Origin of the sequence: Nocardia sp. NPDC058666 (assembly GCF_042714895.1) — a bacterium.
GTDB lineage: Bacteria > Actinomycetota > Actinomycetes > Mycobacteriales > Mycobacteriaceae > Nocardia.
Genome location: NZ_JBHXRY010000001.1, coordinates 1,185,417 through 1,202,581 on the forward strand (window position 1 = coordinate 1,185,417; position 17,165 = coordinate 1,202,581).

18 protein-coding genes are annotated in these 17,165 nt (G+C 66.9%); 13 read left to right on the forward strand and 5 right to left on the reverse strand.

Annotated features, from left to right (window positions below):
* The first annotated feature begins 55 nt into the window (after positions 1-55).
* A complete protein-coding gene (locus ACFWVD_RS05485) occupies positions 56-1,846 on the forward strand; it encodes a penicillin-binding transpeptidase domain-containing protein (RefSeq protein ID WP_379240726.1) in 1,791 nt (596 codons plus the stop codon).
* A gap of 20 nt (positions 1,847-1,866) precedes the next feature.
* Here the strand turns inward: ACFWVD_RS05485 and ACFWVD_RS05490 are convergent, their stop codons facing one another.
* A complete protein-coding gene (locus tag ACFWVD_RS05490; protein ID WP_379240727.1) occupies positions 1,867-2,070 on the reverse strand; it encodes a hypothetical protein in 204 nt (67 codons plus the stop codon).
* A gap of 227 nt (positions 2,071-2,297) precedes the next feature.
* Complete coding sequence (locus ACFWVD_RS05495) at positions 2,298-2,795, reverse strand: peroxynitrite isomerase (RefSeq protein ID WP_379240728.1); 498 nt, start codon at positions 2,793-2,795, stop codon at positions 2,298-2,300.
* A gap of 114 nt (positions 2,796-2,909) precedes the next feature.
* Between ACFWVD_RS05495 and ACFWVD_RS05500 the strand changes: the two genes are divergently transcribed.
* The 4 genes from ACFWVD_RS05500 to ACFWVD_RS05515 all read left to right on the forward strand — a co-directional run bounded on the left by ACFWVD_RS05500 (position 2,910) and on the right by ACFWVD_RS05515 (position 6,758).
* Positions 2,910-4,253 carry a TIGR03118 family protein gene (locus ACFWVD_RS05500; protein ID WP_379240729.1) on the forward strand — a complete coding sequence of 448 codons (1,344 nt, stop codon included), beginning with the start codon at positions 2,910-2,912 and terminating at the stop codon, positions 4,251-4,253.
* A gap of 344 nt (positions 4,254-4,597) precedes the next feature.
* The gene (locus ACFWVD_RS05505; RefSeq protein WP_379240730.1) at positions 4,598-5,041 is read left to right on the forward strand and encodes a hypothetical protein; all 444 of its coding nucleotides are present in this window, start codon (positions 4,598-4,600) and stop codon (positions 5,039-5,041) included.
* Positions 5,042-5,133: 92 nt separating this feature from the next.
* A complete protein-coding gene (locus tag ACFWVD_RS05510) occupies positions 5,134-5,961 on the forward strand; it encodes an ABC transporter permease (RefSeq protein WP_379240731.1) in 828 nt (275 codons plus the stop codon).
* On the forward strand, positions 5,958-6,758 hold the full coding sequence (locus ACFWVD_RS05515; RefSeq protein WP_379240732.1) for an ABC transporter permease: 801 nt from the start codon (positions 5,958-5,960) through the stop codon (positions 6,756-6,758). Before ACFWVD_RS05510 ends, ACFWVD_RS05515 begins: the two co-directional genes overlap by 4 nt.
* Here the strand turns inward: ACFWVD_RS05515 and ACFWVD_RS05520 are convergent.
* A complete protein-coding gene (locus tag ACFWVD_RS05520; RefSeq protein ID WP_379240733.1) occupies positions 6,752-7,630 on the reverse strand; it encodes a helix-turn-helix domain-containing protein in 879 nt (292 codons plus the stop codon). The two genes, ACFWVD_RS05515 and ACFWVD_RS05520, sit on opposite strands and share 7 nt — an antisense overlap.
* A 398-nt stretch (positions 7,631-8,028) precedes the next feature.
* Here ACFWVD_RS05520 and ACFWVD_RS05525 point away from each other — a divergent pair, with 398 nt between their 5' ends.
* Positions 8,029-8,388, forward strand: coding sequence for a DUF4254 domain-containing protein (locus ACFWVD_RS05525; RefSeq protein WP_101468584.1), 360 nt, complete (start codon positions 8,029-8,031; stop codon positions 8,386-8,388).
* Positions 8,389-8,391: 3 nt separating this feature from the next.
* Here the strand turns inward: ACFWVD_RS05525 and ACFWVD_RS05530 are convergent, their stop codons facing one another.
* Positions 8,392-9,114 (reverse strand): GntR family transcriptional regulator, encoded by a 723-nt coding sequence (locus tag ACFWVD_RS05530; protein WP_379240734.1) that lies wholly within the window; start codon positions 9,112-9,114, stop codon positions 8,392-8,394.
* A gap of 97 nt (positions 9,115-9,211) precedes the next feature.
* Here ACFWVD_RS05530 and ACFWVD_RS05535 point away from each other — a divergent pair, with 97 nt between their 5' ends.
* From ACFWVD_RS05535 to ACFWVD_RS05560, 6 genes are all read left to right on the forward strand, one after another.
* Positions 9,212-10,339: a TIGR03364 family FAD-dependent oxidoreductase gene (locus ACFWVD_RS05535; RefSeq protein ID WP_379240735.1), complete on the forward strand. Its 1,128-nt coding sequence runs from the start codon at positions 9,212-9,214 to the stop codon at positions 10,337-10,339.
* Positions 10,339-11,019, forward strand: a complete 681-nt coding sequence (locus tag ACFWVD_RS05540) for a phosphonatase-like hydrolase (RefSeq protein ID WP_379240736.1) — start codon at positions 10,339-10,341, stop codon at positions 11,017-11,019. Before ACFWVD_RS05535 ends, ACFWVD_RS05540 begins: the two co-directional genes overlap by 1 nt.
* Positions 11,020-11,108: 89 nt before the next feature.
* Positions 11,109-12,155, forward strand: a complete 1,047-nt coding sequence (locus ACFWVD_RS05545; RefSeq protein ID WP_379240737.1) for a 2-aminoethylphosphonate ABC transporter substrate-binding protein — start codon at positions 11,109-11,111, stop codon at positions 12,153-12,155.
* Positions 12,156-12,183: 28 nt separating this feature from the next.
* Positions 12,184-13,371, forward strand: coding sequence for an ABC transporter ATP-binding protein (locus ACFWVD_RS05550; RefSeq protein ID WP_379240738.1), 1,188 nt, complete (start codon positions 12,184-12,186; stop codon positions 13,369-13,371).
* Entirely contained in the window at positions 13,368-14,258 is an 891-nt protein-coding gene (locus tag ACFWVD_RS05555; protein WP_379240739.1) for a 2-aminoethylphosphonate ABC transporter permease subunit, read from the forward strand. The genes ACFWVD_RS05550 and ACFWVD_RS05555 overlap by 4 nt, the downstream gene beginning before the upstream one ends.
* 2 nt (positions 14,259-14,260) lie before the next feature.
* Positions 14,261-15,058 carry an ABC transporter permease gene (locus ACFWVD_RS05560; protein WP_379240740.1) on the forward strand — a complete coding sequence of 266 codons (798 nt, stop codon included), beginning with the start codon at positions 14,261-14,263 and terminating at the stop codon, positions 15,056-15,058.
* 201 nt (positions 15,059-15,259) lie between these two features.
* On the opposite strand, the gene ACFWVD_RS05565 is transcribed toward ACFWVD_RS05560, so the two are convergent.
* Positions 15,260-15,769 (reverse strand): hypothetical protein, encoded by a 510-nt coding sequence (locus tag ACFWVD_RS05565; protein ID WP_379240741.1) that lies wholly within the window; start codon positions 15,767-15,769, stop codon positions 15,260-15,262.
* 888 nt (positions 15,770-16,657) lie between these two features.
* Here ACFWVD_RS05565 and ACFWVD_RS05570 point away from each other — a divergent pair.
* The gene (locus ACFWVD_RS05570) at positions 16,658-17,143 is read left to right on the forward strand and encodes a hypothetical protein (protein ID WP_379240742.1); all 486 of its coding nucleotides are present in this window, start codon (positions 16,658-16,660) and stop codon (positions 17,141-17,143) included.
* Positions 17,144-17,165: the final 22 nt, after the last annotated feature.

Sequence of the window (17,165 nt, forward strand, 5' to 3'; positions counted from 1 at the left end):
TCCGGTCGCGTGGCGCGCAGGTCACCGCCGAAGTTCGGCGCTACCATCGGTGCCGATGAGGACTCGGATGCTCACCACCTGCGCGGTAGCTGCCCTCGCGGTAGCGGCAACCGCCTGTTCGGCAGGCACACAGGGGCCGGTGCCCGCCGCCGACGCGTTCGCGGCGGCGTTCGCCGAGCACGACCTGTCCGCGGCCGCCGCGCTGACCACCGCGCCGGAAAAGGCAACGGCCGCACTGGCTTCCACGTGGCAGACGCTGCAGGCGGAGAAGCTGTCGATCCGCACCGGCGATGCCCGCGTCACCGGTGACACCGCCACCGTCGACTACACCTATCAGTGGACGCTGCCCAAAGGTCGCCAGTGGACCTACACCGGCGAACTGCAGATGGGCCGCAGCGACGGACGTTGGCTGGTGCGTTGGACTTCCGCCGATATCCACCCCGAACTCGGCGACACCCAGACCATGGAACTGCGCACCAGGGCCGCACCGCGCGCGAGGGTGAACGAGTCCGCGGGCAGCGATGTCCTTGTCCCCGGCAAGGTTTCGCGGGTGAAGTTCACCGTGTCCGAAGCTCCCGACCCGAACCGGGTAGCGGGCGCACTGGCCGCGGCACTGAGCCGCATCGACCCCGTCGCCTACACCCCGAATACCATCCTGGCGTCGGCGCGCAAGGCCGAAGGCGCGCACACGGTGATCCTGCTCAACGAGTACGAGGCCGACACCATCGGCGGCGAACTGATCGGCCTGCCCGGCGTGACACTGACGCAGGAGTGGGACATGGTGCCCACCGACCGTAAGTTCGCCCCCGACCTGCTCACCCAGGTCAGGAAGACGGTGATCGCCGAGGTCGACGGCAAGGCGGGCTGGAGTGTGGTCACCCGCAACGCCGACGGCGCCGACCTGGCCGTGCTGCACGAGGAGGCCGCCGAACCTGCCCCGTCGTTCGCGCTGAGCATCGACCGTTTCGTGCAGAATTCCGCCCAGCACGCGGTGGATCTGCGCACCGAGCAGACCATGATGGTGGTGCTTCGCCCGTCGACGGGCGCGATCCTGGCGGTGGCCCAGAACAAGGCCGCCGACCGCGACGGCCCGGTGGCCACCAGCGGCCAGTACCCGCCGGGCTCCATCTTCAAAACGGTCACCGCGTCGGCGGCGATGGCGGCGGGCCTTGCCACCCCGCAGACCGTGCTGGCCTGCCCGAGCAGCACGATCATCGGCGAGCGCACGATCCCCAACTACAACATGTTCTCCGTGGGCGAAGTCCCGATGGCCACCGCTTACGAACGCTCGTGCAACACCACGTTCGCTCGACTGGCCAGCAAGCTCGAACCCGACGCGCTCACCAAGGCCGCGGCACGGCTGGGCGTGGGCCAGGACTATCGCGTCGAAGGCCTACCGACGATGTCCGGCTCGGTGCCCGCCGCCGACGGCCTGGTGCAACGCGCCGAGGACGGCATCGGTCAGGGCCGCGTGGTGGTGAGCCCGTTCGGCATGGCCGTGATGGCCGCGACGGTGGCCAACGGTGCCGCGCCGGTGCCGTACCTGATCGCGGGCAGGCCCACCGAGATCACCGGCGAACGACCGCCGATCGACCCGGAGGTCGTGCAGGGGTTGCGCTCGATGATGCGCATGGTCGTCACCGGCGGCACGGCCGAACGCATCAGGGACCAGGGCGAGGTCTACGGCAAGACCGGCGAAGCCGAGGTCGACGGTGGGTCGCACTCGTGGTTCGTCGGCTATCGCGGGGATATCGCGTTCGCGACCCTGCTGGTGAAGGGTGGCAGCTCCGACAATGCGGTGGCCGTGACCCGGGATATGTTCGCAGCCCTGCCCGCGGGCTACTGATACGTCGCGGTGAAGTCGGGTCAGTCGGCGTTCTCGGTCGCCAACAGGCCCCGCACCACCGCGAGCGAGGTGCTCTCGGTATGGGATGACGCCGTGTCGTGCAGCACGTTGTAACTGGCAACAGGTTCGGGTGCGGCGGTGACCGCCCCGTCGAGAATATCGATGGCGGCCGCGCCGCCGAGAATCATTCCAGCTGTGGTCAAGATCAGGGTGGATCGCCTCATTGCACGTCTCCCTCATTGTCTGAGGATTAGCTGACGCACAACCGTAGAACGGCGGTTACCCGTGCAACAGGCGGCGGCAGTAAGCGACACACAATTGTTGCCCTATGTGCGGGCGTGTTCGAACATGCCCGCTGACGACCATGATGAAAAGGTGAATTTTCCATTTCGATTGCGCATAGGCGCTGATCAGAGGCCATCTTCAGGTAAGTTGTCGAATTCCTGGCGACTCAGCCGCGTTGCAGAGTCGCGGCGAGGTGATGCTGCAAACTCTCGCCCACCGCCGCCATTCGCAACGTGTACTCGATCGTGTCCCCGGTGACATGAAACGATCGACTCACCGCGGTCACGGGTTTTGCCGAATCGCTCAATCCGATATTCGTGGAGTTCAATTCCAAGCGAATTCCGTCGACCGTTTCGGTGATCGTGCCCTCGCAGATCTCGGTGATTCCGGTCGGATGCGCGAGCACCAACTCCACCCGCCCCGGCGCGGGACTGCGCAGGTATCCGGTCTCCGCGTGCAGCGGTCGGCCGTCGGAGCCGGCCTTGGTGCGCTGCCGGTAGGTGAGGAACGGTCGACCCAGATGTCCGAAGGTGATCTCTTCGGTGTAGTCGAACGATTCGATGGTCGGGTATTCGCCGTGTCCGCGTCCGCGCCAGGTACCCAGTAGTGGTGCCAGAGCGGCGATGTCGGGGTGCGGGGCGACTGCGGGGGAGGGTTCGGCCACGGGCAAGAGCGTAGACCTGCGGTCGCGGGGGCGGTCACGGCGCACCGCCGCGCGCGTCACGATAAGGTCAGCGTCGCCTGAATGCCGTGTGGCGGAAGGTCGAAAGGAACGAACGTGAACGGACATGACAGGGGTGCACGCACGGTGCGGTCGGGGCTGGTGCGTGGCGCGGTGCTCGGTGCGGCAGTGCTGCTCGCCGCGGCGTGCTCGAACACGCAGGCCGCCACCGAGGTGGCCGCGCTGGACGGAAACCGGTACAGCCGAACAGATTTGGCTGCGACCAAGGACTCCTCTCACGCCCAGTTCACGCTGCCCGACATGGTCGGTGCGTGGGGCCTGGCCGGTCAGCCCAAGGGCGCCGGCGGACACTTCTGGGTCGGCGCGGGCGGTAAGTCGTTCCAGTTCCTCGGTGATGTGCAGTCGTCCTCGGATCCCAAGCTGCAGAAGCTGACTCAGGATCAGTTGAAGCTGGTCGGCATCCCCGGCGCCGGCGCCGACACGTCCGACAAGAGCGTCGGCAAGGCCACCGGCGTGGTGTTCAACCCGGCGCCGATCACCTCGGACCTGTTCGTGGTCCGCGACCAGTGGGTCGACGTGGACGGGATGCCGATTCCGCTGGGCGGTTCCGCCCGGTACATCTTCGCCACCGATTCGGGCAAGATCTCGGCCTGGACCGAGCAGGCCCCCGACGGTGCGATCGTGCGCCGCGACGGTGGCGCCAACCAGGTCTTCGACGGCACCGCCGCGGGCATGTCCTTCCTCGGCCTCGCGCTGAACCCCACCGGCGACAAGCTGCTGGCCGCCGATTTCGGCACCGACCCGCAGATTCGGACCTTCGACAAGAACTGGCAGCCGATCGCGACCACCGGTTTCGCGAACCCGTTCGCCACCGGCGAGGTGATCGACGCGTCCTCGCCCGAAAAGGGCAACAAGGCCGTGCCGGGCGATCCCGCGCCGTTCAACATCACCACCCTCGGTAGCCGAGTGTTCGTGTCCTACGCCGTGACACAGCCCGACGAGAAGGACGCGAAGGCCTTCGACAAGGGCAAGGCGGCCGCCCTGGACACCGATCAGGACAAGGCGTCCGACGGCAAGCCCGACAAGGGCAAGGTCGCCGAATTCGACGGCACGGGCAAACTGGTGCGCATCATCGACGACGGCGGCCGACTCAACGCCCCCTGGGGTGTGGCGATCGCGCCGTCGAACTTCGGTGCGCTGTCGGGCAAACTGCTGATCGGCAACTCCGGTGGGCTGGGTCGCGTGCTGGCCTACGACGACACCACGGGCACGTTCGTGGACTCCCTGCGCGACGGCAAGGCGAACCCGGTCGAGATCGCCGGGTTGCGGGCACTGATGTTCGGCAACGGCGAAAGCCTGGGCGACACCAACGCCCTGTACTTCACCGCAGGCCCGACGAACCAAAGAGACGGGCTTTTCGGCAGCCTCCGCGTGCAGTAGGAAGCACATGGGTAACTCGCCGGGTACGGGCAAACGGGACCGATCACGCCACCGCCGGCCGCACGCCCGGTCGACCACGCTCCAGAGTCTGGCCAGAATTCGCGGAGAGGCGGTCTAGCGGCGCAGCGGACAATCAGAATGTCCTGTCGCTAAATCGCTTCCGGCTCGGGGTTTGTGAGGGACAGTGGTGGCGGGATTGTTGCCGGGTTTGCGTGATCCGCGCGGGTCGGTGCGTTCCGTTGCACGCGATGGCACCCCCACCGGGGTGTCGTGCCCCGAGCCGGAGGTGTGCCAGATGAAGGTTTCGCGCGTTGACGTCGTCGGTTCGGCGGGGGAGCGGTGAAATGCGGCATTGCGCGCGCGAGGAGATGCTGCCCGGTCGCGATGTGCTGCTCGCGGCTTTTCGCGGGTTGCCCCACGATGACCACCCGATCCTCGACGCTGCGGGCGAGCTAGCGATCCTGCACCAGTTGCGCGAGCGCATCCCGTGCGGCGAGGCCGACCGCATCGATCGCCGCCGCGCCCAACTGATGCGCTCGATCGACCGCTGGGTCATCCTCGCCGCCCCCGTCCCGCCCGCGGCCGCGGACGAACACTGCGAGACCCTCGGCGACCTGGTCGACCGACTGGCCCAGCACAGTTCGCAAGCTTTCGTCGCCCTGGCAGGCGCCCCGGAGTCGGTGTTCTACGACGAGTGGATCCGCCTGGACGACCTGGCCGACAGCTACGAACGCCTCATCGACGACCTGTGGTCGGGAGCGCGCAGCCTGCCCGCGCACACCTACTGAACCGAAAGCATTGGCCCGCCGCCGAACTGGCGCGCCCGACATGCGCACGCCAGTTCCCCACGGCGACAACCCGCATCCACCACGATGGACCGGTGCACACCCTCGACGATCCGGTCACCGCGAACGACCGGTCGCGCACCGCTGCCCTGACGCAATGGTGGGTGCTCGCGCTACGGCTGATCCGCCCCGCCTGGCGCACCGGCGAGATCCTCACCGCCGTGCTGGCCCCCGTCGTGTTCACGATCGGTTTCTACGTCCCGCTCAACCTGGTGATGACCGTCTACGGCCACGGCCTGAGCAGCTACGCCCAGTTCCTGATGCCGATGATCGTGATGCAGGCGGTCGCGTTCTGCGCCATCGCCGCCGCCTTCCGCTCCGCCACCGACGCCCGCGAGGGCCTTGACGTCCGCTTCGCCACCCTGCCGATGCCACGCTGGGTACCGTTCGCGGCCAGAATCACCGTGGCCGCACACCGCGCGCTGATCGCGATCGCCGCCGCACTGGTCTGCGGTGCCGTGATCGGCTTCCGCTTCTACGGAAGCTGGTGGCACACAGCCGGTTTCCTCGCCTTCGCGCTGCTCATCGCGATAGCCCTGTGCTGTGGCGCCGACCTGCTCGGCAGCCTGTCGTCGAGTCCCGAGGCGACCACCCAGATCTTGGTGCTGCCCCAGTTGATCTTCGGCATGGTGTCCACCGGCTTCGCCCCGGCGAGCCAATTCCCCAGCTGGCTACAGCTTTTCGTCCGCAATCAGCCCGTCTCCCAGTTCGTAGGCGGGCTGCGGGCACTGGCGGGTGACTCCACCGGAAACGCGGGCGCGGTCGACATCGCTACGTTAGGACCAGGCCTGGCCTGGGCGATCGGCATCTTGATCGTCTGCGCCGCGCTCGCCGCGCATCACGCCGCCCGGCGGACCTCATGACAACAATGGCCATGTCGCAGGGCGCCGAGTCGCTGCGAATGCTGCTGCCGCAGACGATGATCCACACCAAGCGACTGCTGATGCGCTGGAGCCGAGACCCGTTCACGGTGATGCAGGCTCTGCTGTTCCCCGCACTGCTCCTGGTGATGCTGAATGCCGTACTGGGCAAACAGGTCTCATCCTTCGCGGGTGCTAACGCCCTCTATGGCTCGGTCCCGATGGTCGCACTGGTCGGCGTGATGTCGGGCTCGCTGGCAGGCGCCGTCACCCTGGGACGCGAACGCGACGAAGGCCTGCTGTCCCGATTCTGGGTCCTGCCGGTCCACCGCGCATCGGGCCTGCTGTCACGAGTACTGGCCGAAGCCGTCCGAATCCTGTTGTGCACCATCGTGATCTTCGCCGTCGGCCTAGCCCTGGGCTTCCGCTTCACCCAGGGCCCCCTGGCAGCGATAGCCCTGTTCACCATCCCGGTCCTGTTCGGCCTCGGCTTCGCCACCATGGTCACCGCACTGGCCGTCTACACCGCCAAAGCCACACTGGTAGAAGGTGTTTCGTTGGCCTCATCGATGATGATGTTCTTCAGCACCGGCTTCGTCCCACTCATCGCCTACCCGCGCTGGGCGCAACCGATCGTGGAGAACAACCCACTGTCGCACGCCATCGACACCATGCGCGGCCTGTCCCTCGGCGGGCCCGTCCGAGGCCCACTACTGGCGACCGTTGCCTGGTCCCTCGGCGCGATAGCCGTTTTCGCGATACCCGCCGCGCTCGGCTTCCGCCGCGCCAGCCGCTACTGATCCGCGGCGGACCGCACGATCTCGTCGCGCGCCTCGGTGATCAACTTCGCCGAATCGCGCGGACTCAACGCCATCGCGCGCAGCTGATCGAAGATCACACCGAACCGCCGGATCTCGGAATGCCCCTCCACCAGGTCGTGCACCGACATCGACTCCACATACACCAGCTCCGGGTCGACCGGATTGCGGAAGTCCAGCAGCGTGAACGACCCGGCCATGCCGGGGTGCGCGCCCGCGTCGAACGGAAGTACCTGCAGGATCACGTTTTTGCGCTTGGTCTCGTCGAGCAGCCGATCCAACTGACCCGCCATCGTCGCCGCGCCGCCGACCACCCGGCGAATGGCCGCCTCGTCCATCACCACCCACAGTTCCAGCGGCTCGTCCTTGGTGAGGTTGATGGCGCGATCCATCCGCGCCTGCGCCCTGCTCTCCATCACCGCGGCGTCCAAACGTGGCATCGAAGTGTCGATCACCGCGGCGGCGTATTCGAACGTTTGTAGCAGTCCGGGGATCGTCGAGGTCTGGTATTGCCTGGCCGACAACGCCTCTGCCTCGAAATTGATGTAATTGGCATAAACCTCGGACACCGCGCCCTCGTAAGGTCGCGACATGCCGGGTTTCAATGCGTCGGTGAGCAGGCTGAGTGCCTCGTCGCGCATTTTGTCGTCGACCTGATAGAGATCGAGCATCGCGCCGAGCGTGCGCCGCTGCGGGCGCGCCTGCGCCATTTCGATCCGGTACAGCGTGGTGACGTTGATTCCGGTGCGCGCGCTGACGTCTTCCTTGCTCAGCCCGGCGCTTTCGCGCAACTCACGCAGCATCGCGGCGAGCCGGCGGAGCCGGACGGTCAGGGTCGTACGCTTGCCTGCCATGAAACGCATTATTGCGCTGCGAGGCCCCGCTGTCACGCGTTCGGCGAAGACAGCAACATAGCGGTTGCCATGGTGTTCGGCGCGTCGGGCAGGCACGCCGGAAGGCTGTGTGGGACTGCGGATGTGACCGCCGGTTCTGTCGAGGCGGCTTTACTGCGGCAGTGCTAACGCAATCTTGCGTTTCCTGTTCTGAGCGAGCATGATCCAGTTAGCCTGGTTGCGAACAATCCGAACAGATGACCGGGATAACCGAATCGAGAGCCAATCATGTTGGTAGACAAATCTTGGGTGTCGGGTGAATTCGGGGCCTTGCGATGAGCGCGCCGGTGATGGGGTTGCTGCCGACCGCTCCGCAATTGTTGTGTGCTTTTCAGGGGCGGCGATTTCAAGATCGCGAATTGTTGCGGTCAGCGCACGCACTGGCTGAACTGCACGAACGGCGGGGGCAGGTGCGTGACACGGCATTGATCGCCGAGATCGATTGTCGTCGAAGTGAACTGGTCGACGACATCAACGACTGGTGTGTGCAGGAGATCCCGTTGCATCGCAACGGCGCCTCGCTGCACACCGAAAGTCTGGGTGCGGTGGTGGACCGGATGGCGCGTAGCTGGGTGGATGCCAACCAGGCCATCGACATCGACGGCGCGCGAAGCGATAACACACACAAGCACTGGTATCACCTTGCCGAGCTTGTGGATGGTTACACAGATCTGGTCACCGATGTGGCCGGCGGACGGCGAAGGCTGCCCGAGCAGTAGGGGTTACGCGTGCTCCGGTGACAGCCGCGCCTCGAAGGCGATGCGGTCACCGCGGTACAGCGAGCGCACCCGTTCGATGGGCGCGCCGTCGGCGTCGACACTGCGCCGGTGCAACAGCAGCATCGGCAGTGCGGTGGTGCATTCCAGCAGTCCTGCTTCTCTTGGCGCGGCGAGTACGGTTTCGATGCGTTCGCGCGCACCGGCGAGTTCGACACCGGTGGCGCGGATCGCGGCGTACAGCGACGTGGTCGGGTCATACGTACCGCGCAAAATGGCGAATCGATGCAGCGGTAGGTAGGTGCTCTCCAGGCCGACGCGTTCACCGTCGGCGAGCAGGACGCGTTCCAGGTGCATCACCTCGGTGCCCACCTCGACCTCGAGGTCGGCAGCGGTCGCGGCGTCGGCGGCGATGTCCTCCCAGGCCACCAGCACGCGGCCGGGGGTGCGACCGAGACTGATCGCGCCCTCGGTATAGGAGCGCAGCGACAGCGGCTGCGTCAGTTTGGGTCGCGATACCACGGTGCCGCGCCCGCGTCGGCGAATCCTGCCCTCCACCAACAGTTCTCGCAGTGCGTGTCGAACTGTTTCGCGGGCGACGCCGAAGCGGGCGGCCAGGTCGCGTTCCGAGGGTACCGGGTCGCCTTCGTCGAGCTCGGTCAGGATGAGATCGATTTCGGTGCGGACCAGGAACACCTTCGGAACACGGGTTGTCGGCGGCGAATCCATGCCACCTAGGGTACATGGATTGGTCTATACCAAAATTTAACTTGCCGTTCTCACTGCCCACACCTATAGGTCTAGACCATTTGCCACTATCGGTGCCATGCGATTGGTCATCATCGGTGGAGGGATCCTCGGCACCGCACACGCCTGGTCTGCAATAGCCCGTGGACTCGAGGTCGTGCACCTGGAACGCGAACGCGAAGCCCGCGGCGCGACGGTCCGCAACTTCGGTCTGGTCTGGGTTTCGGGCCGCTCGGCCGACGAGCTCGAGCTGACGCTGCGCTCACGCGAGATGTGGGAGGAGATCGGCGGCCGGGTCCCCGGCGTCGGCTTCCGCCCCGCCGGTTCCATCACCCTGGCGCGCACCCCCGCCGAACTCGCCGTCGCCGAGGCCGCGGCCGTCGGTGCCACCGCCGAAGCGCGCGGCTTCTCGCTGCTCGACCCCGACGAAGTCCGCGCGATCAACCCGGCCCTGCGCGGCAAATACCTTGCGGGCCTGCACTGTTCGACCGACGCCGCGGTGGAGTCGCGCCAGGCGTTGCCCGCCCTGCGCGCCCACATGACCGCGACCGGCCGCTACACCTTCCACGAGGGCACCGAGGCCCGCTCGATCACCGACACCGGTTCCGGCGCGGTCGTGCTCGACGATCACGGTCGCCGCCACGAGGCAGACCTGGTCATCCACTGCCCCGGCGCCGCCCATTCCGGCCTCACCCGCGAACTGGCGGGCGACCTGCCCGTGCGCCGCGTGCGACTGCAGATGATGCAGACCGCGCCGCTGGGCGAGCCCCTGACCACCGCGATCGCCGACGGTGACAGCTTCCGCTACTACCCCGGTTTCGCAGGGCCACAACTGGATTCGCTGAACGCTGAGCAGTCGCAGTCGGCCACTGCCGCCGAGCACAAGATGCAGCTGCTGTGTGTGCAGCGCCTGCACGGCGGCCTGACCATCGGCGACACCCACGAATACACCGAACCCTTCGCCTTCGACGTCGACGAAGCACCGTACGACCATCTCACCGAGGTGGCCGAGGAACTGCTGGGCCGCAAGTTGCCGCAGATCGTGCGCCGCTGGGCGGGCGTGTACAGCCAGAGCGTGGACCCCGGCGCCATCGTCACCCGCGTGCAGGCCGACACCAATGTCTGGGTCGTCACCGGCCCCGGCGGCCGCGGCATGACGCTCGGCCCCGCCATCGGCGAACAAACCATCGACCAGATCGGACTGTGATGTCGGACAGCAAGATTCAGCTCGCCGTGCTCGACATGGCAGGCACCACTGTCGCCGACGGGGGACTGGTACTGCAGGCCTTCGAAGCCGCCGCGACCGCGGCCGGGATCGAAGCCGATGGCCCGCGTCGCGAGGAAGCTCGCCGCTACGTCATCGACACCATGGGCCAGTCCAAGATCGAGGTGTTCCGCGCCCTGCTGCCCGGCGACGAGGCCGCCGCCCAACTCGGCAACCGCGCCTTCGAAACCGCCTACGACGCACTGGTCGAGCAGGTCGACATCGCGCCGATTCCCGGTGCCGTCGAAGCGATCACCGCACTGCGTGACGCCGGTATCAAGGTCGCGTTGACCACCGGATTCAGCCGCGGCACCCAGGACAAGCTGCTGGCCGCGCTGGGCTGGATCGACCTGGTCGACCTGACCCTTGCCCCCTCCGACGCCGGTCGCGGCCGCCCCTACCCGGACATGATCCTGGCCGCCGCGCTGCGCCTGGGCGTGGACGCCGTCGACCGGATCGCCGTGCTCGGTGACACCACCAGCGACATCGCCACCGGACTCAACGCGGGCGCGGGCATCGTCGCGGGCACCCTGACCGGCGCGCACACCGCCGACCAGCTGCGTGCCGCCGGTGCCACCCATGTCGTGGACTCCGTCGCCGACTTCCCGGCACTGGTCCGGTAAAAGCCTGCGTCGCGGTACCGCCGCGGCGTCTCCCTCCGATCCTCCGTCCCTGCGATTCCCCCGGCATCTGAACGAAAGTTGTTGCAATCGTGCGTACTTCCCTCACCGCGCGCCGCCTGTCCAAGGCCGCGCTGCTGCTGGTCGGCGTCACCGCCGTCGCCTTCACCGGCGCCTGTGGTGGCACCGGCACCGAATCCACCAGCGGCAAGACCGTCACCGTGTACTCCGCCGACGGTGTCGGTGGCTGGTACAAGAACCAGTTCGACGCGTTCACCAAGGAGACCGGCATCGCGGTCAACCTGGTCGAGGCGGGTTCGGGCGAGGTCGTGAACCGCGTGGACAAGGAGCAGTCCAACCCGCAGGCCGACGTCGTGGTCACCCTGCCGCCGTTCATCCAGAAGGCCAAGAAGTCGGGCCTGCTGCAGGCAAGCGGCATCGACACCGCCGCCATCCCCGCCGCGGCCAAGGACGCCGAGGGCACCTACGTGACCATGGCGAACAACTTCCTGTGCTTCATCGCCAACCCCGCAGTCGACGCGTCGGCGCTGACCTGGGAAGACCTGCTCAAGCCCGAGTACAAGGGCAAGCTGCAGTACTCCACCCCCGGCCAGGCCGGTGACGGCACCGCGGTGCTGGTGCTGCTGCAGCAGCTGCGCGGCAAGCAGGGCGCGCTGGATTACCTTGCCGCACTGCAAGCCAACAATGTCGGCCCATCGTCGTCGACCGGCAAGCTGCAGGCCAAGGTCGACAAGGGTGAGCTGCTCATCGCCAACGGCGACGTGCAGATGAACCTGACCACGGTCAAGGAGAAGGGCTCCAAGTTCAACGTCTTCTTCCCCGCCGCCGACGGCAAGCGCTCCACCGTGGCTGTCCCGTACATGATGGGTCTGGCCAAGGGCGCCCCGCACAAGGACGACGCCACCAAGCTGATGAGCTTCCTGATGGCCCCGGCCGCGCAGGCCAAGCTCGGTCCCGACGCGTTCGCCGTGTCGCCCCGCACCGACGTGCCCGCCCCCACCGACGGTGGCCCCGCCGCCGCGATGACCGGTGTCGAGGTCGTGGCGGTCGACTGGAACAAGGTGCTGACCGACCTGGACGCCGATGTCGCGGCGTACCAGAAGGCAACCGGCAGCTGAATTCGGCTGTGAGCTAAGGGAGTTGACGATGTCCGACGGCGATGTCCAGATGAAATCCGCCACCACGGTGGCGGCAACCAGCGAACCCGCGATCGTGTTCGACCGGGTCGGGGTCAGTTACGGCAGGGGCCGCAAGGCCTCGGTCGCGCTGGCCGATTTCACCCTGCGCGTCGCCGTCGGCGAGACCGTCGCGCTGCTGGGCCCCAGTGGGTCGGGCAAGTCGACCGCGCTCAAAGCGCTGGCCGGCTTCGTTCGACCCACCACGGGTTCGGTCCGCCTGGCGGGCCGCGACGTCACCGATCTGTCGCCCGCCAAGCGCGGAATCGGTGTCGTCGTGCAGTCTTACGCGCTGTTCCCGCACATGAACGTGCACAGCAATGTGGCGTTCGGTTTGAAATCGCATCGGGTGCCGCGCGGTGACATCGCCGCGCGGGTCACCGAGGCGCTGGACATGGTCGGCATGGGAGGGTACGCGAAGCGGCTGCCGCGCGAACTGTCCGGCGGGCAGCAGCAGCGCGTGGCGATCGCTCGCGCGCTGGCCATCAAGCCCAGCGTGCTGTTGCTCGACGAACCGCTCGCCGCGTTGGACGCGCAGTTGCGTCACTCGATGTTGGGTGAACTGCAAGCTCTGCGAAAAGCGTTGCCCGACACGGCAATGCTGTATGTGACGCACGATCAGGCCGAGGCGCTGGCGCTGGCCGACCGGATCGCGGTGATGCGCGATTCGCGTCTGGTCGACATCGACACTGCCGAAAACCTGTGGCGGCGTCCACCCACCGACTTCACCGCTGGGTTCCTCGGCGGCGCAAACCTGGTGCCCTGCACGGTCAATCACGTCACCGGCACCGCCGCACTGGTCACCGCCGGCGACGCCACCTTGCGTGCGGAAGCTCCGCAACCCGGTGTGGGACTTGCTGATTGGGCACCCGGCGACGACGCCCTGCTCTGCATCCGCCCGCACACGATCACGATCTGCAAGCCCAGCGAACGAGATGCCATGCGCGCCACGGTATCGACTTCGGTGTGGCGTGGTGCCACGACCAGAGTCGAACTCTCGGTCGACGGGCTATCCGATGCGCTCGCCGCCGATGTGGCGGGGCATTTCACGGCGGAGATCGGCGCCGTCGTCGGAGTCAAGCTCCCGGATCCAGCGGGAGTGCTCATCCCGCGCGCAGTCGGTGACACAGCCACCAATTCCGGGAGCGCGGCATCGTGAGTGCCGTCGTTCTCGAACGCCCCGATGCGTCCCAGCCGACCAACGCACCACGGCGTTCGTGGCTGCCGATCCTGTGGACCTTGCCGCCCGTGCTGGTCGTGCTCGGCATCGCCGGCTATCCGATCCTGCGGGTGCTGACCGAGTCCACCCAAACCCCGACCGGCCGCGGCACCGAAGTCTGGACCTCGGTACTCGGCTCGGAAGCATTCCGAGAAGCCTTGTGGCGCACGGTATCCATCGCCGTCTGCGCCACGGCGGGTTGCCTGGTCCTTGGCACCTTCCTGGCGATCGTGTTGGCTTTCGTCCCGTTCCCCGGATCGGGTGTGGTCGGCAGGCTCATCGACACGATCCTGACGCTGCCGTCGTTCCTGATCACCCTCGCCTTCACCTTCCTCTACGGAACAGCGGGCGCGGTGAACGCCCTGATCGCCGAATTGACCGGCGCCACAACACCTGTCATCGACTTCCTCACCACCCCCCTCGGCGTGATCCTGGCCGAGATCACCTACTTCACCCCGTTCGTAGTGCGCCCGGTGCTCGCCGCCTTCGCGCAAATGCCGCGCGAACAACTCGACGTAGCAGCAAGTCTGGGCGCCTCACCCTGGCGAGTCCTGCGCCAGGTGATCCTGCCCGAAGCCTGGCCCGCACTCGCCGCAGGCGGCTCCCTGGTCCTGCTGCTCACCCTCAACGAGTTCGGCATCGTGCTGTTCACCGGCGCCAAGGGCGTCATCACCCTGCCCGCCCTGATCTACACCCGCGGCATCATCACCTTCGACCTCCCCGGCGCGGCCGTGCTCGCCTCGGTCCAGGTCCTGCTGTCGCTGAGCCTGTACCTGGTCTACCGGTTCGTCTTCGCCCGCTTCATCGCCCGCCCGAAGGGGGACTGATCATGCTCGTCTGGACGCCACGCGGAAAAGCCCTGGTACTGGGCGCCTTCGCCCTGGTGGTCACGGTGGTCTTCATCGCCCCCATCGCCACCGTGATCGCCGCCGCCCTGGCAGGCAGCTGGACCGGCCCCCTGCCCTCGGACCTGGGCTTCACCAACATCGGCAACGCCCTGACCGGCGAACAGGCCGCCAGCCTCTCGGTCAGCCTACAAACCGCCCTCCTAGCAGGCGCGATCTCCCTGATCCTGGGCACGTGGGCAGCCCTGGCCTCCCGCGAAGCCCCCACCTGGCTACGCCGCCTCACCGACGCCGTCTTCCACCTCCCCGTAGCCGTCCCCTCGGTAGCAGTAGGCCTAGGCGTCCTCATCGCCTTCAACGAACGCCCCCTGCTCCTCGGCGGCACCAAATGGATCGTCATAGTCGCCCACACCGTCCTGGTCCTGGCCTACGCCTTCAGCGCAGTCTCCGCCGCCCTCGACCGCCTCGACCCCGCCTACCGCCAAGCCGCCGAATCCCTAGGCGCAGGACCCGTTCGAGTCCTCTGTCAAATCACCCTCCCCCTCCTACTCCCTGCCCTAGGCGCCGCCGCAGGCCTGGCAGTAGCCCTGTCCATGGGCGAACTCGGCGCCACCATCATGGTCTACCCCGCCACCTGGAAAACCCTGCCCATCAGCATCTTCGCCCAAACCGACCGCGGCGAAGTCTTCGACGCCGCAGCCGGAACGACGGTGCTCGTGGTGGTCACCTTGATCGTGCTGGTAGTCCTCGGCCGCGTCCGAGGACGTGCCGCCGTCCGCTGATCCGGCTCGATGCGCGGGTCGCGCCAGATCAGCACCGGCCTGCGGGTGCGGCGGCCCAGAGTCGAATGCGCATCGAGTGGGCCACGCTGAGCGCCCACTATTCGCACAAACGGTGCGATTCTCGCCCGAAATTCGAAGTTGTGGGCGCTCAGCGTGGTGTGACTACCCGAACGCCCCAGCACCGACCGCAGCAAGCAAGCCCTACGACGATCCGCAGGCTGTGAGCGCGGCGTCCTTCGCGGTGAAGTAGCGGGTCTGGGCTGTAGTGACCACGGCCGAATCGCCGGACCCCAGCGCCAACTTGTTCAGTTCGGTGCCGAAAGCGTGTGCGGCGGAGGCATATTCGGTCAGGGCGGTGTTGAGACTGGTCGAAACCTTGTTGGCGGCCAATGCGGTGTCGACCTTGTCGCCCGAGTCGTCGAGTGCGGTCGCCGCGTCCTGGGCGGCGGTCCGCGAGGCCGCACGGTCGTCCTTCTCGTCGAGTCGGCGTTTCAACGCGTCGATCTTGAGTTTGACCTGCAGCGCACTGGTCAGAAACGGCCCGCACACCGCCCCCTGCGCGGCCCTCGCCTTCGACGACGACGTAGCCGCCGCAGCGCTGACCGAGGTGACATGCGCCGCCCGATCGGCCTCATTGACAGTGGCCTGCCCGCTCACGGTATCCGCGCATCCGACGGTGATGAGACCGCCGAAAACCGCCACTACCGCCAAGACCAAACCAGCAATACGCCTGTTCACCGAACCCCCACGTCGAGTGCCCACAATCCCGATCCCGTTGTGCGACAAGCACGCCACCGCCGCGCCCGAGCAGAATACAGGCAAGTCCGCGCCCGAACCGCACCGATCACGCCACCGACTACCGCTCCCGTTCGTCACGAGTAGCGAAGTGTTGTGAGTGTGGATAGGGATCCACAGCAGCGCCGCTTCTGCGCGGACACGGTAGCACTGGCGTAATCGACCACTTCGTCGCCGAATTGGCGGAAAACGGGCCGGATGGTGGGCGAAGTGGTCGATTACGCCGGGCTAGGCGTGGGCGGTCGGCGAGGGGTGCCTGGGTAGCTGCAGGAGTTCTAGACTCACGCTATGACAGCGTGGATCGAGGTTCTGACAGCGCTTACTGATGGTCCTGACCTGCCTGTTCATGGCACTATTCGGGAGGTTGCTCCCGCGGATCGGGCTGAGCGGTCCGTCTCGGTCGGGTCGCGAATGCCCATGATGGTCGTTGCCCGGGACGGATGTCGCGTGTGGCGAAACGGGGAACGGCTGCGGGTCGATCAGGAAGATGGGCGGCCGATCTTCATCACCGATGGGGTCAAGGCGTGGGATTTCACCGCAGATCCTGAGCGTCCCCGCGTCGGTCCACCTGACCGCGTTCGTTACCTCGGGCGGAATCAGTTCCTGTTGCGGCGACGCGATGCGGCGGACTGGGCGGGGGAGGATTTCACCCGGCCTGTCGGTCCGGTGGAAGAGGTCGAGTTCGTCGGGAGGGCGTGTTGGACTGTCGAGTTGGCTCCGCCTCCGAACAAGCCGACGCCGCTGCGGATTTGGGTAGACATCGAGTCGGGGCAGATGCTCGGATATCGGTCCGAGGAGGCTGGTGTGGGGGCGCAGTTCGTCGACCTTCACGTGGGCGAGGACATCGACGATGCGCGGTTCGTGTGGAACGGTCCGGTCTACACGCCGGAGCAACACCAGCAGATACAGAGGGAGCAGTTCGAGGCGGTGAAGCGTGCGCAGACTGAATGGTTTGCTGAAACAGTCACTGCTGCACCGATTGTGGTGCGCGTGCCGATCGACTTCACGCCGGATGCCGTGCCGTTCAGTGATCCCGAGTCAGGGGCCTTCGACGCCATGAACCGGAACACGTCGATCTCCCGCCGCCCGCGCAGTGAGGAAGGGTGGGCTCCCCGTTCGGGTGTGCTGCAGTATGTCTGGTCCACCCCGAATTGGGACTGGGCGGCCGCCGCGCACGACGCCGACCTCGACGACGAGGCGATCCGCGATCTCCAACAGACCCTCCATCCCGACGATCCCGTCGACCGGCAGCAACGCATCGATCCACCAGGGCGAGGCAGAGTCGGCTGACCATGTACTGCGCAACCTCCGA

Excerpts from the sequence above, each read along its gene's own strand:
- ACFWVD_RS05515 (WP_379240732.1), top strand. The coding sequence starts at position 5,958 with ATGACAACAATGGCCATGTCGCAGGGCGCCGAGTCGCTGCGAATGCTG.
- ACFWVD_RS05505 (WP_379240730.1), top strand. The coding sequence starts at position 4,598 with ATGCGGCATTGCGCGCGCGAGGAGATGCTGCCCGGTCGCGATGTGCTG.
- ACFWVD_RS05490 (WP_379240727.1), bottom strand. The coding sequence starts at position 2,070 with ATGAGGCGATCCACCCTGATCTTGACCACAGCTGGAATGATTCTCGGC.
- ACFWVD_RS05535 (WP_379240735.1), top strand. The coding sequence starts at position 9,212 with ATGCGATTGGTCATCATCGGTGGAGGGATCCTCGGCACCGCACACGCC.
- ACFWVD_RS05520 (WP_379240733.1), bottom strand. The coding sequence starts at position 7,630 with ATGGCAGGCAAGCGTACGACCCTGACCGTCCGGCTCCGCCGGCTCGCC.
- ACFWVD_RS05540 (WP_379240736.1), top strand. The coding sequence starts at position 10,339 with ATGTCGGACAGCAAGATTCAGCTCGCCGTGCTCGACATGGCAGGCACC.
- ACFWVD_RS05550 (WP_379240738.1), top strand. The coding sequence starts at position 12,184 with ATGTCCGACGGCGATGTCCAGATGAAATCCGCCACCACGGTGGCGGCA.
- ACFWVD_RS05530 (WP_379240734.1), bottom strand. The coding sequence starts at position 9,114 with ATGGATTCGCCGCCGACAACCCGTGTTCCGAAGGTGTTCCTGGTCCGC.
- ACFWVD_RS05560 (WP_379240740.1), top strand. The coding sequence starts at position 14,261 with ATGCTCGTCTGGACGCCACGCGGAAAAGCCCTGGTACTGGGCGCCTTC.
- ACFWVD_RS05485 (WP_379240726.1), top strand. The coding sequence starts at position 56 with ATGAGGACTCGGATGCTCACCACCTGCGCGGTAGCTGCCCTCGCGGTA.